This is a genomic window from Martinezella multihospitum, from assembly GCF_900094585.1.
GTDB lineage: Bacteria > Pseudomonadota > Alphaproteobacteria > Rhizobiales > Rhizobiaceae > Rhizobium > Rhizobium multihospitium.
This window is the reverse complement of sequence record NZ_FMAG01000014.1, coordinates 37,924-51,562: the sequence shown is the minus strand read 5'-3', so window position 1 is coordinate 51,562 and position 13,639 is coordinate 37,924. Positions and strand designations below refer to the sequence as shown.

Annotated in this window: 16 protein-coding genes and 1 pseudogene; 11 read left to right on the top strand and 6 right to left on the bottom strand. The window is 57.3% G+C overall.

Annotated elements, in window-relative coordinates; translation table 11 throughout:
• Positions 1-9 precede the first annotated feature (9 nt).
• The 9 genes from GA0061103_RS32780 (at position 10) to GA0061103_RS32740 (ending at position 8,860) form a co-directional block, all read left to right on the top strand.
• Positions 10-2,469, top strand: a complete 2,460-nt coding sequence (locus GA0061103_RS32780) for a conjugal transfer protein TrbE (RefSeq protein ID WP_092719808.1) — start codon at positions 10-12, stop codon at positions 2,467-2,469.
• Complete coding sequence (trbJ, locus tag GA0061103_RS32775; RefSeq protein ID WP_092719806.1) at positions 2,438-3,244, top strand: P-type conjugative transfer protein TrbJ; 807 nt, start codon at positions 2,438-2,440, stop codon at positions 3,242-3,244. The genes GA0061103_RS32780 and trbJ overlap by 32 nt, the downstream gene beginning before the upstream one ends.
• Positions 3,238-3,414: an entry exclusion protein TrbK gene (trbK, locus tag GA0061103_RS32770; protein ID WP_092719803.1), complete on the top strand. Its 177-nt coding sequence runs from the start codon at positions 3,238-3,240 to the stop codon at positions 3,412-3,414. The genes trbJ and trbK overlap by 7 nt, the downstream gene beginning before the upstream one ends.
• Before the next feature lie 38 nt (positions 3,415-3,452).
• Positions 3,453-4,607, top strand: a complete 1,155-nt coding sequence (trbL, locus tag GA0061103_RS32765; RefSeq protein ID WP_425349576.1) for a P-type conjugative transfer protein TrbL — start codon at positions 3,453-3,455, stop codon at positions 4,605-4,607.
• Positions 4,608-4,627: 20 nt separating this feature from the next.
• Entirely contained in the window at positions 4,628-5,290 is a 663-nt protein-coding gene (locus tag GA0061103_RS32760; protein ID WP_092719983.1) for a conjugal transfer protein TrbF, read from the top strand.
• Between the two features lie 17 nt (positions 5,291-5,307).
• Positions 5,308-6,120: a P-type conjugative transfer protein TrbG gene (trbG, locus tag GA0061103_RS32755; protein WP_092719798.1), complete on the top strand. Its 813-nt coding sequence runs from the start codon at positions 5,308-5,310 to the stop codon at positions 6,118-6,120.
• 3 nt (positions 6,121-6,123) lie between these two features.
• Positions 6,124-6,561, top strand: coding sequence for a conjugal transfer protein TrbH (gene trbH, locus GA0061103_RS32750; RefSeq protein ID WP_092719795.1), 438 nt, complete (start codon positions 6,124-6,126; stop codon positions 6,559-6,561).
• Between the two features lie 10 nt (positions 6,562-6,571).
• Positions 6,572-7,867, top strand: a complete 1,296-nt coding sequence (trbI, locus tag GA0061103_RS32745) for an IncP-type conjugal transfer protein TrbI (RefSeq protein WP_092719792.1) — start codon at positions 6,572-6,574, stop codon at positions 7,865-7,867.
• Between the two features lie 288 nt (positions 7,868-8,155).
• A complete protein-coding gene (locus tag GA0061103_RS32740) occupies positions 8,156-8,860 on the top strand; it encodes an autoinducer binding domain-containing protein (RefSeq protein ID WP_092719790.1) in 705 nt (234 codons plus the stop codon).
• Positions 8,861-8,863: 3 nt separating this feature from the next.
• Here the strand turns inward: GA0061103_RS32740 and GA0061103_RS32735 are convergent, their stop codons facing one another.
• The 5 genes from GA0061103_RS32735 to GA0061103_RS32710 all read right to left on the bottom strand — a co-directional run bounded on the left by GA0061103_RS32735 (position 8,864) and on the right by GA0061103_RS32710 (position 12,151).
• A complete protein-coding gene (locus GA0061103_RS32735) occupies positions 8,864-9,187 on the bottom strand; it encodes a transcriptional repressor TraM (protein WP_092719788.1) in 324 nt (107 codons plus the stop codon).
• A gap of 509 nt (positions 9,188-9,696) precedes the next feature.
• A complete protein-coding gene (locus GA0061103_RS32725) occupies positions 9,697-10,050 on the bottom strand; it encodes a hypothetical protein (protein WP_092719786.1) in 354 nt (117 codons plus the stop codon).
• The gene (locus GA0061103_RS32720; RefSeq protein ID WP_167376686.1) at positions 10,047-10,961 is read right to left on the bottom strand and encodes a GGDEF domain-containing protein; all 915 of its coding nucleotides are present in this window, start codon (positions 10,959-10,961) and stop codon (positions 10,047-10,049) included. Before GA0061103_RS32720 ends, GA0061103_RS32725 begins: the two co-directional genes overlap by 4 nt.
• 168 nt (positions 10,962-11,129) lie before the next feature.
• Positions 11,130-11,471, bottom strand: a complete 342-nt coding sequence (locus GA0061103_RS32715) for a MarR family transcriptional regulator (protein ID WP_092719782.1) — start codon at positions 11,469-11,471, stop codon at positions 11,130-11,132.
• Positions 11,472-11,674: 203 nt separating this feature from the next.
• Positions 11,675-12,151, bottom strand: coding sequence for a hypothetical protein (locus GA0061103_RS32710; RefSeq protein WP_092719981.1), 477 nt, complete (start codon positions 12,149-12,151; stop codon positions 11,675-11,677).
• 257 nt (positions 12,152-12,408) lie between these two features.
• On the opposite strand from GA0061103_RS32710, the gene GA0061103_RS32705 reads away from it, so the two are divergent.
• Both GA0061103_RS32705 and GA0061103_RS32700 read left to right on the top strand, forming a co-directional pair.
• The gene (locus tag GA0061103_RS32705) at positions 12,409-12,627 is read left to right on the top strand and encodes a hypothetical protein (RefSeq protein ID WP_092719780.1); all 219 of its coding nucleotides are present in this window, start codon (positions 12,409-12,411) and stop codon (positions 12,625-12,627) included.
• A 194-nt stretch (positions 12,628-12,821) separates the two neighbouring features.
• Positions 12,822-13,024, top strand: a pseudogene (locus GA0061103_RS32700) (cold-shock protein).
• 9 nt (positions 13,025-13,033) lie between these two features.
• On the opposite strand, the gene GA0061103_RS35195 reads toward GA0061103_RS32700, so the two are convergent.
• Positions 13,034-13,336: a hypothetical protein gene (locus GA0061103_RS35195; RefSeq protein WP_167376685.1), complete on the bottom strand. Its 303-nt coding sequence runs from the start codon at positions 13,334-13,336 to the stop codon at positions 13,034-13,036.
• Positions 13,337-13,639 lie beyond the last annotated feature (303 nt).

Genomic DNA, 13,639 nt, shown 5'->3' with positions numbered 1-13,639 from the left:
GGGATTTGCATGGTTGCTCTCAAGCGTTTCCGGGCCACAGGCCCATCCTTTGCAGATCTCGTCCCCTATGCCGGCCTGATCGACAATGGCGTGCTGCTGCTGAAAGACGGAAGCCTGATGGCCGGCTGGTATTTTGCCGGTCCGGATTCCGAAAGCGCCACCGATCTCCAGCGCAACGACCTCTCGCGTCAGATTAATATTATTTTGTCGAGGCTCGGAAGCGGCTGGATGATCCAGGTGGAGGCCGTCCGCATTCCGACGGTCGATTATCCCTCGCGGGATCAATGCCATTTTCCCGATGCGGTAACTCGTGCGATCGATGTGGAGCGCCGAGCACATTTCGAGCGCGAGCGCGGGCATTTCGAGAGCAAGCATGCACTCATCCTGACCCATCGGCCGGCGGAGTCCAAAAAGACCGCTCTCAGCAAGTACATCTATTCGGACGAGGAGAGCCGCAAGAAGACCTATGCCGACACGGTGCTCTTCATCTTCAAGAACGCCATCCGCGAGATCGAACAATATCTTTCAAACACGCTTTCGATCCGGCGTATGGAAACGCGTGAGACGATGGAAAGGGGAGGGGAGCGTGTCGCGCGATACGATGAACTGCTGCAGTTCATCCGCTTCTGCATCACTGGCGACAACCATCCGATCCGATTACCTGATACCCCCATGTATCTCGACTGGATCGCGACGGCCGAGCTCGTACACGGCCTGACCCCACGGATCGAAAGTCGTTTCCTCGGCGTCGTGGCAATTGACGGCCTTCCGGCCGAGAGCTGGCCCGGTATCCTGGATAGCCTCGACCTGATGCCGCTCACCTACCGTTGGTCATCGCGCTTCATCTTCCTCCATGCCGAAGTGGCGCGTCAAAAGCTCGAGCGGACCCGCAAGAAGTGGCAGCAGAAGGTCCGGCCATTCTTCGACCAGCTGTTCCAGACGCAAAGCCGATCCGTCGATCAGGATGCGATGACGATGGTGGCGGAAACGGAAGATGCGATCGCGCAGGCGTCATCCCAGCTTGTCGCCTACGGTTACTATACTCCGGTCATCATCCTCTTCGACGAGGCCCAGGACGCCTTGCAGGAGAAGGCAGAGGCTATCCGGCGCTTGATACAGGCGGAAGGTTTTGGCGCCAGAATCGAAACGCTCAACGCGACCGACGCCTATCTCGGCAGCCTGCCGGGCAATTGGTATTGCAACGTGCGGGAGCCGTTGATCAATACCAGCAATCTCGCCGATCTCATTCCATTGAACTCGGTATGGTCGGGTAACCCGGCGGCGCCCTGCCCATTCTATCCTCCGAATTCACCACCGCTGATGCAGGTCGCGAGCGGCTCGACACCGTTCCGGCTGAACCTGCATGTCGACGACGTCGGCCATACCCTGGTCTTCGGACCGACCGGGTCGGGCAAGTCGACCTTGCTGGCGCTGATCGCGGCACAGTTTCGGCGATACGATCGCGCCCAGATCTTTGCCTTCGACAAGGGTAACTCGCTGCTACCCCTCACGCTTGCCGCGGGCGGCGATCACTATGAGATCGGCGGGGACAATGAATATCCTGGAAAAGGTCTGGCATTCTGCCCGCTTTCGGATCTCTCCACCGACGGCGATCGCGCCTGGGCAAGCGAATGGATCGAGATGCTCGTTGCCCTGCAGGGCATCACCGTCACTCCCGATCATCGCAACGCCATCTCTCGCCAGATCGCGCTGATGGCGGCAGCTCCTGGCCGATCCCTGTCGGATTTTGTGAGCGGCGTGCAAATGCGCGAGATCAAGGACGCCCTTCATCACTATACCGTCGATGGCCCCATGGGGCAGCTTCTCGATGCCGAGGAAGATGGCCTCCTGCTTGGTGCGTTCCAGACATTCGAGATCGAGCAGCTGATGAACATGGGCGAACGCAATCTGGTTCCCGTGCTCACCTATCTGTTCCGACGCATCGAGAAGCGCCTCGACGGGTCGCCAAGCATCATTCTGCTCGACGAAGCATGGTTGATGCTCGGTCATCCCGTGTTCCGTGCCAAGATCCGCGAGTGGCTGAAGGTGCTGCGCAAGGCCAATTGCGCCGTGGTGCTGGCGACGCAATCGATCTCCGATGCAGAACGCTCCGGTATCATCGACGTGCTGAAGGAATCCTGCCCGACCAAGATCTGCCTGCCCAATGGCGCTGCCCGCGAACCGGGAACACGAGACTTCTATGAGCGGATCGGTTTCAACGAGCGCCAGATCGAGATCGTCTCGAACGCCATTCCCAAGCGCGAATATTACGTCGTCAGCCCGGAGGGCCGACGGCTGTTCGATATGTCGCTCGGCCCCGTGGCGCTGGGCTTCGTCGGAGCGTCCGGCAAGGAGGATCTGAAGCAAATCCGTGCGCTCAGCTCCGAACATGGCCGCGACTGGCCTATCCAATGGCTTCAATCCAGAGGAGTTCACGATGCCGCATCGCTGCTCAATGACATCCACTAAGGTGCTGGCCGGCCTGACGGCGGCTGCCTTTGCAGTTGGTGCGACTTCCGCTGCCTATGCCGGCACCGCCACGGGTGCCGCGACCGAGTGGACGCAGGTGCTCAACAACGGCGAGCTGATCGCTCTGGTCGGCAAATCCGGCGAGCAAATTCAAAACCAGATCACACAGATCAGCCAGCTCGCCGAGCAGATCCAAAACCAGCTGAAGATCTACGAAAACATGCTGCAAAATACCGCGCGGCTGCCAGACCATATGTGGGGTCAGGTCGAGGGCGATCTCAACCGGCTTCGCAGTGTTGTCGACCAGGGCCAGAGCATTTCGTTTTCCATGGGCAATGCCGACGATGTGCTGAAGCAGCGCTTCAAGAGCTATGCCGACCTAAAAACCAATCTGCCTGATGCCAGGACCTTCTCGTCCAGCTATCAGACATGGTCCGACACCAACAGGGACACGATCGCCGGCACGCTGAAGGCCGCAAGCCTGACCGCCGACCAGTTCGACAGCGAGGAGGACACGATGGCCTCGCTGCGATCAATGTCCCAGTCGGCCGACGGCCAGATGAAGGCGCTGCAGGTCGGCCACGAGATCGCCGCGCAGCAGGTCGCGCAGATGCAGAAACTTCGTGGCCTCGTCTCCCAGCAGATGACCATGATGGGGACCTGGCTGCAAACCGAGCAAACCGACAAGGATCTGGCCCAGGCACGGCGCGAGCAGTTCTTCAGCGCCACGGCGCCCTCCACGTCAGGCGGTGAGAAGATGAAGGTGGAATGGTGAGAACGAAGCTGATCCTGGTCGCGATTGTGGCCCTTCTGACCATCGGCAGTACAGGGATCTGGCTCTTCCTGTCCGATAGCCGGGCCGCGCAGGGGCGTCGGGCGGATTTCTTTGGCGCGTCGAGAGACTATCCGACCTCAGGCGGCCAGAAGATGAAGGTCGAGTGGTGAAGAGGATGAACTCCCCGTACCTCCGTCCACTCCGCATCATGATGCTGCTTTCGGCAGTCGCCGTTGTTGCAATGTCACAGCCCGCATTCGCGCAGGAAGGCTCCGTGCTGACCTCGCTTCAGAACCAGATCACGACGGCTGCGAAAGGGTGGGAAACCACCGTGATGAATGCCGCAAAGTCGCTGTTCTGGATTCTTGCGACGATCGAGATCGGCATCGCGGCCGTCTGGCTTGCGCTTCAGGCCGCTTCGCTCGACAGCTGGTTTGCCGAACTGGTCCGGCGGATCATGTTTGTCGGCTTCTTCGCCTTCGTGCTGGCACAAGGCCCGACCTTTGCCAAAGCTGTCGTCGACAGCCTGTTTCAGATCGGCGCCGGCAGTGGAACCGCTTCGCCGGCTGATGTTTTCAATGCCGGGCTCACCGTTGCGACAAAAATGTCGGAGAAAGTGCAGTTCGGTCTGTTCCAGGACAATGCTCTGGCGATTTCGGCAGCCTTTGCGATGGTCGTCGTGGTCATCGCCTTCTCGCTTGTCGCAGCGATCTTCGTCGCCGTCATGGTGGAGATGTATCTCGGGCTGCTTGCCGGCATGATCATGCTCGGTCTTGGCGGATCGTCCTACACGAAGGATTTTGCCATCCGCTATCTGGTCTACGCCTTCTCCGTCGGCATGAAGCTGATGGCCCTGGTCATGATCTCCCGTATCGGATCGGAAGTGCTGATAGGTCTCGCAAACGAGCCTGACGTCGGCGACCAGTTCCAGACGGCACTGGCGATCGCCGGGATTGCGGTCGTGGTCTTCATCATCGCGATCTATGTTCCAAACATCATTCAGGGTGTTGTCCAGGGCGCATCGGTCTCTGGAGGGATGGAAGCAATCCGCCACGGAGGGCAAGCGGCATCCTTCGCCGCCGGCGCCGGGTTTCTGGCGGTGGGTGCTGCAGGCGCCGGCTTCATGGCGGGGCAGGCAGCGCGGGCCGCCGGATCGTCCATGGCGGGAGCCACATTGCGCGGCATGGGCGCAGGTATCGGGTCGGCAGGCAAAGCCGCAGGGTCGGCAGCAAAGGAAAAGGCGATCGGTTCTCCCGGCGCCTATGCCGGATCGATCCTCGGACTTGCCAATGCCAAGCTCGACGAGAACCGCGGTGGTCAGAGCGGACCCAAGCCGCCTCCGGAGCGAAACGACAAACCATGATCAAGACAAGGGAAGAACGAATGGCGGTTAACCGCTCCCCCGAAAACCCATATCTTGCCGCGCGCCAGGAATGGACAGAACGATACGGATCCTACGTTAGAGCCGCGGCGGCCTGGCGCATCGTCGGCATCCTCGGTCTGACCATGGCCGTCATCGGCTTTGGCTATGCGATGTATCTAAGCACTAAGGTCAAGCTCGTTCCCTATATCGTCGAAGTCGACAAGCTCGGGAACTCGGTCACCGCAGGCTTCCCGCAGCAGATCGAATATGCGGATGTGCGGGTGGTGCGGGCAACGCTTGGAAACTTCATCAGCAGTTTCCGGTCGATCACGCCCGACGCCGTCGTGCAGAAGCAATATATCGACCGGACCTACGCGCTCCTTCGCACCTCCGATCCATCGACGGAGAAGGTCAATGCCTGGTTTCGGGGCAATTCGCCCTTCGAGAAAGCCAAGGCCGCGACTGTTGCCATCGAGGTCAACAATATCGTGGCGCTCTCCAACCAGACCTACCAGATCGATTGGACCGAGTATGAGCGCGACCGCAAGGGCAAGGAGACGGGCACGCGGCGGTTCCGCGGCATTGCAACGGTCGCACTGACCGCACCGCAGGACGAGGCTACGATCCGTCTCAATCCAATCGGCCTTTACGTCCGGGATTTCGACTGGACGGCGCAGCTCTAGGGGCAGGGGATATTTTTATGCACAGAACAGGATTGATAGCGGCTCTCGGCTGCATGGTCGCATTATTGGCCGGCGGCAGTGCCTCGGCTCAAAGCATGACGACGAATGAGGTGAAAGGCACAAACATCTCTGGCAAGTGGCGGGGAGCGCCTGGCCTGGTCACAAGGGGTCCCGATGGCAAAGTGATCTTCCTTTTCGGGGAAACGCAGCCGTCGGTCGTCTGCTCGCCGTTGCAGGTTTGCGACGTCGAGCTCCAGGGTGGAGAAATCGTCCGCGATGTCCTCGTGGGCGATACCGTACGCTGGAAGGTCGAGCCCGCCACCTCAGGTGCGACCGGCGGCCAGGCGATCCATCTGATCGTCAAGCCGTCCGAACCTGGTCTCGTCACGTCGATGGTGGTCACGACCTCCAGGCGCACCTATCATATTCAGCTGAAGTCGCATCCGAGCCAGTATATGGCTCGTGTAGGCTTCGAATATCCGGAAGATGCCTCGACCAAGCTTGCCGACATCAACGCGCGCCTCGAGACCGGCGGCATTCCGGGAACCGCGCCCGACAAGCTGAACTTCGCCTATTCCGTAAGCGGCAACGCACCGTGGAAACCGAAGCGGGTCTATTCGGACGGCGTCAAAACCTACATCCAGTTTCCAAAATCGATCTCGGGGCAGGATGCGCCGGTGCTCTTCGTCATTTCCGGCGGCCAGAACCGTATCGTCAACTATCGCATGAAGAACGACATGATGGTCGTCGACTATGCCGTCGACAAGGCCATCCTCGTTTCCGGTGTTGGCTGGCGCCAGCAGAAGATCACCATCAGAAGGGGAGGGTGATCGATGCGAGGCTTTCTTTCCTTGATCCTGACAGCTGTTCTTTTGGCCGGCTGCCAGACGGCAGGCGATGGATTGACCGGCGGCGCGGCTCCCACTCCTGTCACCGGGCCGGCAGCAAGCACCATCGCTGGCGATATGGCAAGCCGGCTGGCCGAGCAGATCGGACCGGCCGGCAACACCACGATCAAAATGAACAAGGAATCGTCTGAGTTCGCAACAGCGCTTGAGGCGGCCCTCAAGGGTTGGGGGTATGCGGTCGTGACCGACCAGACGGTCGAAAAGGGCACCAAAGCGATCGAACTCGCCTATTCGATCGACAGCGTCGATGGGCGGGTGCTCGCACGGCTTTCGACACCACCCATTGCCCTTGGCCGAGCCTATACGACGACTGCGACGGGTGCCGTGCCGGCAAGCCCGCTATCCGTCATGCGTCGCGATTGAGGAGAAGACAATGGTCCAATCGCTTCAGCTTGGTGCTTCGAGCCAGACGAGCAGCCAAACAGGCATGCGCCGTCTCAACCGGCTGCCGATCGTCATTGCGATCGTCGTCATCGCATTGTTTCTGGGGGTCGTCGTCATCGGCCTGTCGTGGCGTGGCCTCTCCTTTAATGGCGGCAATGGTCTGGAATCCGCCTCCAATGCACCGGCGACAAGCTTTGGTGAACAACTCAAACGTGGTGTTACCGATGGTATTATCGGTGAGCCAGCCGAGCGAGAGACGTTCCAGCCAACGCCTGTTATTGAACCAAAGCCCGAAAAGTCGGAACCATCGGCCGAAAGGCGGCTGGCGGATCGGGATGAGCGTCGACCAAGCCTTGAATCCGAAGAGGAATGGAACGCGCGCCTGAGACGTGAACAGGACGAGCAATATATGCGCGAGCTCCAGCGCCAGCGGATGGCTCGTCTGCAAGCCCGGGCGACCGCCCTCGATTCACCGCTGAAGGTCGACATCTCCGAGGCTGAGAAGGGAGCCGCAAACTCGCCAACCAGGGGAAGTACACCTGCGACAAGCAATAGTGCTTCGGATCTCTATGCGGCTGCGATGCGGTCCGGGCTGATGGGCCAGAACGTCGATCCGAACGGCCAGGGGTCGAAGGAGGATTTCTTCAATCAGGATATCAAGGGGCTTGGCTATCTGCCGAACCCGGTCGTGCCGCAGTTATCTTCCTATGAGCTGAAGCGCGGCTCGGTCATTCCCGCGACCCTGATCACCGGCCTCAATTCCGATCTTCCCGGACGCATCACCGCCCAGGTTAGCCAGAACGTCTACGACAGCGCGACCGGCAACCACCTGCTCATTCCGCAGGGTGCAAAGCTGTTCGGCCGCTATGATTCCAAGGTGTCCTTTGGACAGGAACGTGTCCTGGTCGTCTGGACCGATCTCATTTTCCCGAATGGTTCGACACTGCAGATCGGCGGAATGGCAGGTACGGATGCCGAAGGCTATGCCGGCTTCAAGGACAAGGTCGATCGCCATCTTTGGCGGACGTTCGGATCGGCTGCCTTGATTGCCATCATCGGAACCGGGATCGATATGTCGTTGCCGGAAAGCTCGACGCGGGCAAACCAGGATACAGCGTCCGATGCGGCAAGGCGGAACTTTGCCGAAAGCTTTGGACGTGTGACGGAGCAGACGATTTCGAAGAACTTGAACGTTCAGCCGACAATCCAGATCCGGCCCGGCTACAAGTTCAATGTTCTGGTCGATCAGGATGTGATTTTTCCATCCACCTATAGCGGCCATTGATCGCTTGCCGGCGCTTCGCCACCCTTCGCTCCGCGCGTCATAGCCAGCTCTCAGAAAAATCTTTTACATGATTGTCATCTTTTAGAGCGAGGGTACTTGAATACCCGACGAAGGTGAGTAGATCTGTCATATACAACCACCCTGAAACCTCTTCGCGTACGGTGGCCCAGACTGACCTTGAATTGAACAGCCAGAACCTCCCCCGATCGCGGCGTTCACACAAGCTAGATGCGCATATAGAAGAGGTGGGGTAGGCCTGAGGCCTGTGCAAAGACCAGGAGGCATTTCGTGGAAGGAACCCTTCGTTCTCTCATCGACGTGATCGAGTCAGCTTACGACGAGCGCACAATCAAAAGCGCGCTTAAGGGCTTCGCCAGTTCTTGGGGTTTCGAGCGTTTCGCATACGCGCAGATGACGGGGGCTGATGTCCGCACAATCAACTCTTACCCCAGGGAATGGCAGAATCGGTATCTCGCCAACCGATATTCCCGCATCGATCCGGTCGTCACGGAAGCCAGGCGGCGAATGGATATGTTTTCCTGGACGGCGGACGACTGGGCAGTTCGCGGAAATTCCGAGCTCAAGCGCTTTCGAGATCAGGCCATCGAACATGGTATTCATAGCGGAATAACAATTCCCGTAGAGGGCAGCTTCGGTTCGACGATAGCGCTGACATTCGCGTCCTCCAAGGCCCAGGTCGAATGCTCCCACTCTCAGGACGCGCGAAAGGCCATGCAGGCGGTGTTGGCGATCCACTATCGTCTGCAAATCATAGGTGCAGCGGCAATCGTCAGTCCGAAGCGATTTCTGTCTGCAAGGGAAGCCACATGTGTTATGTGGGCGGCGAAGGGAAAGAAAGCTGCGGAAACCGCGACGCTAACGGGCATCGATGTGAGGACTGTGCAGCACTACCTCACCAAGGCGCGCGAAAAGCTTGGCGCCGCAACCATCCCGCAACTCGTGGCAATCGCCAAGGATCACGGTCTGGTTTAACCTCTATTCGTCGATATCCACGGGAACGATCGGCACATAACCCAGCGCATCGATGATGTCCGAAAGCTCATCCTGCTGTGCTTCGGAACGTTTTTGACGGGCGATATACTCGTCTTGCAGATTTTTAAGCACGGTTTCCGAGCTTAGCGGGTCGGCTGCAATACGAGTCCACTCATCATAGACAGCCTGATCGGCCTCGAGCAGGCGGCGATGCTCGCGGATCGCATAAACAGCTAGCACTTCCAACTCGGGTTTCGACAGCGCGTCATACCGCGGTTTTCCTTTGATGCTTTCGGTTCTCTTTTCGGATGAATTCTCAGCGGTCATCCGCGTTCCCTTTAACTTCATTGTTTCCGTCAAACCACGGAACCCCATTCCAGTTACATCAGTCCGGCCATAAGTCGAGCGATGAACCACTGAATTTTGATTAAATCATCTTCGTCATTCGCATGTGACCCGAGATGCGAACAACATGTGTATTTTACTTTTTATATTACAACTTTAAAGATAAATATGTAGCCTACCCACATGAACAGACCGCCAGCACAGTGGCCATCGGCGAGCTCGTCAACAGCATCCTGAACTAGGCCCTGCCAGCGAATTCAAGTCTGATAGCAGACCAGCCGAGCCGCTGGCCAGGGTTCGCATTGGCGATGAACGAATAGCCTTTGATCTGGATGCGTTAGCCATCAACGCGCCGGCGAATGGCGTCGTACCCCGCGATCCGCGGCCGCGCCAGTTCAAGGCCGAGCACTTCGGCGACTTCGCCGGTGACGCCAAGCGGCTCGCCGGTCAGCCGTTAGTATACAGCGGCTTCCTGTGCGCCGGATGACGGCTCAATGAAGCGATACCTTCTCAAATAAAAGTAGCTCATTAATAGCCGCATCTACGATGTCCTGCAGTTTTCGCCAGCCATAAAGGTTGTGTTCGCCGAGGCGCTCCTGGATCGCAGTCAGCATCCAGCCGGCCGCTGCCACGTCGTCGCCATCCTTATATGTGTTGAAACGCTCGAGGCAGGCCACAATGCGGGGGCGAGCTGAACCGCCATCAAGACCCAAACTTGCCGCAAGCGAACGTGCCTCTCTATAAGCGTCCGTTATGCGTTGCTTGTCCTGGGCGTCGCCGTCGACAATCATCCTGATAGTAAAGAGCAGGGTTTCCAAAAGATCGGCGGTCTCGTCGGGGATCATACTCGTGAACCTCGCGCGACGCGATGCGCGTCCCGTTTTGACCGGGGCCATTTCGGCGGCGTCTCTCCATCATCGACAGATAGAGGCAGTCTTATAGCGGACGACGATGTCCAAGTTTCATATCGCAAGCCATCCTTGCCACTCCGTTTTGCCGCATACATGAGATCGTCGACATTGCGCATTAAATCCTCCATCCGCGCTTCTCTCACACATGGCTCAATCGCAAGCGCACCCATACTGCATGTCACCCGATGACCAGTGTCCGCCAATACCGTGCTGAACCGCCTATGCAAATTCACCGCAACCTCCTGCCCTTCATCTATCGACGGCAGTTTCATCAGCAATGCGAATTCGTCACCACCCATGCGTCCAAAACAATCTTCGCGTCGTAGCGCAGCTCTCCCTTCGACCGCGAAACGTTTCAGCACCTCGTCCCCCGCCTCATGACCATATCGATCATTCACGCCTTTGAAACCGTCGAGGTCCAGATAGACCAGCAACATCGGCCAGCCCTGCGCCTGGGCCACCCTCAACATTTCTTCTGCTTTTTGCTCAAAGGCCTGGCGGGTCAAGACACCCGTGACATAGTCACGGCGGGCAACGAAGCGTTCGTGTTCATAACTTGCACGAAACCGCGAGACGATGGCGGCGATGATCGTGAACGATACAGTGTGGACCGCGAGATTAACTGTAATAGTGGCCCACGGCATGAAGAAGATGATTTCTCGATCAGTTCCAACAGACACCAGAGCCGAAACAAACGCAACGGCAAGCCCAATCCGCCAATTGGAATGCCAGGACGCAAGGCATATTGACAGTACGAACAGTGGGCTAAGGTTGAAACCGATCAATGAGGAAAGGTAATTCGCGACACCAAGGCTGGCGGTCCAGAGAGCCAGAAGCAGCGGCATCCAAGATTCGAACCACTTTGAGAGCAACGTAAGAGGATCGAAAATTCCATCCTCCATAGACCCGCATTGGTCCCTTCTCAAACTACTTGGTCCGCGACGTATCGCCCTTTCAGGAGCGAAAATTTTGGAGCTATCCTCGTTTTGCGATGCACTCAGTGGCTCCTCCCCTCATTCATTCGCAACGACTGCTTGTCGCAATTGTCGCAGCTCTTCGGTTTCCACGACACGCAACGCAAACGCATGGCCCCGTCCCTGCCGGTTGAGAACCTGTGTCCGCTCAATCAGTCCTCGTTCGACAAGTCGGGTCACGAGCTTGTGTGTCTGCGATACAGTCAGGCCGTAAACCTCCCCAAGTCTTTGCGTTGTCAGTGGTTCGGGTTCGTCCTGCAACGCGTTGATCGTGAGAAGGATCGCAACCTGCTGCAAGCGCGCAGCGGCTGTTTCCTCTGGAAAGGCTCTTTCGACGACCTGCTTCACGAGATGCCATATGAGTTTGTGTTGCGCTTGCATCTTATTAACTTTCGTATATAGAAAAGTCTACCGCTAATTGCGATGTCGAACCATTTCTTCCTTTAGTCGGAATCGGGCTGGGAGGCGATGGCTCACGTTCGAGGGATCTACATCGCAAACTGATGCGTGCGTCGAACGCATACCAAAAAGCCCGCGCAAGGCGGGCTAAGCAACTGCATTCGGTGATGTTTTAGGCCTTTGGCCTATTTGCCGGCTTCGGGTTTGCCGGTCTTCAAAGTCAACTTGGCACGCGACGCCTTGGTCGGAACTTTCGCTGATGCGGCCTTGGTTACACCGGACTTCGACTTTGACGCATTCAGCCGTGCAGCGCGCCGCGACCGGTTGTCGTCGAGCGCTTTCTGGAAACCAGGATCCTGCTCAGCATGCTTGGCGAGATCATCGAGAAACTCCGCAACTTCTGTGAGGGTCTCGACAACGACGTAGCTCAGGCCTTCTCCGGCACTGACCGCGTCGCGGCCGACGCTGACGCCAAAACCGCCGGGAACCCGCTGAAACCAGGTCGACCGCCATTTCTTGAAGCCTGCGACATCTCGCTCATACTCTTCGAGATAGGATTTCTGCTCGGCGACCCGCAGCTGAAAGGTTTCAACGGAATTCCGTGTACCAGCCTTTGGCTTTTCAGCCTTCTTGGCAGACCACTTCTCAATAAAACTTGTCATGAATATATGCTCCATAAGGTCGAGAGTTCAGTTGAACTAACCTGCGTCTCCCCAACACACAGAACGCAATCCATCGAACATTGCAATAACGGCTCTATATTTTACAACCAAACATAGAATTCATGGTCAGGCTGGTCGCGTCCGCGAGCGGAAAGGAAGCTACTTCTATAAAATGGCGTCACAGCAATTGTCAGCAACTACTTCTGCCATATGTTGACGACTAGTATAGGCGTTGCCGTCGTGGAGGAGGGCGTATCATGCCAGGCAAACAACGGTTGATCGATGTTGCAGATGCATCGAAACAACATTGCCGTCAGCAACTCCGTAAGACCATTGATGTAGCAGTGAACGAGCTTCTGGAGGCTGGATGGGAGCCTCAAACCATAGCAGAAGCTCTGCTGGAACTCGCCGACGACTACATGGACGATGTTATTGGTGATATTGCGAAGACGTCACCATCGACACGATTTCACTGATTTGGTGTAGACTGTTAGACTCAAGAACCGCTTCCAGGCAACGACAGCATAATTCGGACAGTTTGGTTCGATGACGCCGACGCTATTTAAGCGCTGGCTCAATTAAATATTTGCAAGTCTGCAATGCAGATAATAGGAATTCATCGCAGATTGCATCATCGCAGCCTGTCGAGGGAGCGAAGTGAGGAACATTCATGCCTGTCGGTACCATCAAATTCTTCAACAATGAGAAGGGCTTCGGCTTTATCGCCCCCGACAATGGTGAGACGGATGTCTTCGTTCACATTTCCGCACTGCAAAGCGGTGGCGCGCTCGAGAAAGGCACCAAGGTCGAATATGATCTCGGTGAAGATCGTCGGACCGGGAGGACGAGGCCGAGAACGTCCGCATTCTCTAGCTTTTTCACTTAGACGCTGAGTGCTTTCAAAGCGGCTGAGAGGTTTCTGGAATGGCTCCCCCAACTCTCTTTTACGCGGTGGAATACGTCGCCACCCTCATCGACGAGAGTATCATCGCCTTTACCGATCGCGGGATCGAATGCCTTCAGGACTTCCTTGCTGACATTCGCTCGCGAGCAGGCGGCATTCATCAATTCCTCGTCGACGCGCAATGCGACCCTGAGATCCTTGAGCGTATCAAGGCGGCTGGGACGCGCCTGTAAGCCCTGTGGCGACCATTCGATGAATGCGTCCCGCGGACCTGCGGTCATGGTAGCAACTGCGAGGTGCCTCAGGTTTCGACGAGCAGGGTGATGACAGCAACGCGGTTGCCCGACGAATCTTCGAGCTCCACCGACGTGGTCGGCGGCGCTTTCGCGTTGAAGGCAAACGTGGCAAGCGCCATGGCAACGGCTCTGCAGGCCGTTAGTTGATCGTCCTCATCAATGTGGCTTTTCGCCAAAACTCGTTTGAATTCATCTCGTACCTTAAAATTGTATCGCGCCATTGGCCACCAGTGCTGCGTCGTATCTCCGCAGATATATCGCAAACTCTAATGTATTCAATGGTTGTGG

What these genes read in the sequence shown, in the direction of transcription:
- GA0061103_RS32780 (WP_092719808.1), top strand. Translation starts at nt 10, where the DNA reads ATGGTTGCTCTCAAGCGTTTCCGGGCCACAGGCCCATCCTTTGCAGAT.
- trbJ (WP_092719806.1), top strand. Translation starts at nt 2,438, where the DNA reads ATGCCGCATCGCTGCTCAATGACATCCACTAAGGTGCTGGCCGGCCTG.
- trbK (WP_092719803.1), top strand. Translation starts at nt 3,238, where the DNA reads ATGGTGAGAACGAAGCTGATCCTGGTCGCGATTGTGGCCCTTCTGACC.
- trbL (WP_425349576.1), top strand. Translation starts at nt 3,453, where the DNA reads ATGATGCTGCTTTCGGCAGTCGCCGTTGTTGCAATGTCACAGCCCGCA.
- GA0061103_RS32760 (WP_092719983.1), top strand. Translation starts at nt 4,628, where the DNA reads ATGGCGGTTAACCGCTCCCCCGAAAACCCATATCTTGCCGCGCGCCAG.
- trbG (WP_092719798.1), top strand. Translation starts at nt 5,308, where the DNA reads ATGCACAGAACAGGATTGATAGCGGCTCTCGGCTGCATGGTCGCATTA.
- trbH (WP_092719795.1), top strand. Translation starts at nt 6,124, where the DNA reads ATGCGAGGCTTTCTTTCCTTGATCCTGACAGCTGTTCTTTTGGCCGGC.
- trbI (WP_092719792.1), top strand. Translation starts at nt 6,572, where the DNA reads ATGGTCCAATCGCTTCAGCTTGGTGCTTCGAGCCAGACGAGCAGCCAA.
- GA0061103_RS32735 (WP_092719788.1), bottom strand. Translation starts at nt 9,187, where the DNA reads ATGACCGCTGAGAATTCATCCGAAAAGAGAACCGAAAGCATCAAAGGA.
- GA0061103_RS32725 (WP_092719786.1), bottom strand. Translation starts at nt 10,050, where the DNA reads ATGATCCCCGACGAGACCGCCGATCTTTTGGAAACCCTGCTCTTTACT.
- GA0061103_RS32720 (WP_167376686.1), bottom strand. Translation starts at nt 10,961, where the DNA reads ATGCCGCTGCTTCTGGCTCTCTGGACCGCCAGCCTTGGTGTCGCGAAT.
- GA0061103_RS32715 (WP_092719782.1), bottom strand. Translation starts at nt 11,471, where the DNA reads ATGCAAGCGCAACACAAACTCATATGGCATCTCGTGAAGCAGGTCGTC.
- GA0061103_RS32710 (WP_092719981.1), bottom strand. Translation starts at nt 12,151, where the DNA reads ATGACAAGTTTTATTGAGAAGTGGTCTGCCAAGAAGGCTGAAAAGCCA.
- GA0061103_RS32705 (WP_092719780.1), top strand. Translation starts at nt 12,409, where the DNA reads ATGCCAGGCAAACAACGGTTGATCGATGTTGCAGATGCATCGAAACAA.
- GA0061103_RS35195 (WP_167376685.1), bottom strand. Translation starts at nt 13,336, where the DNA reads ATGACCGCAGGTCCGCGGGACGCATTCATCGAATGGTCGCCACAGGGC.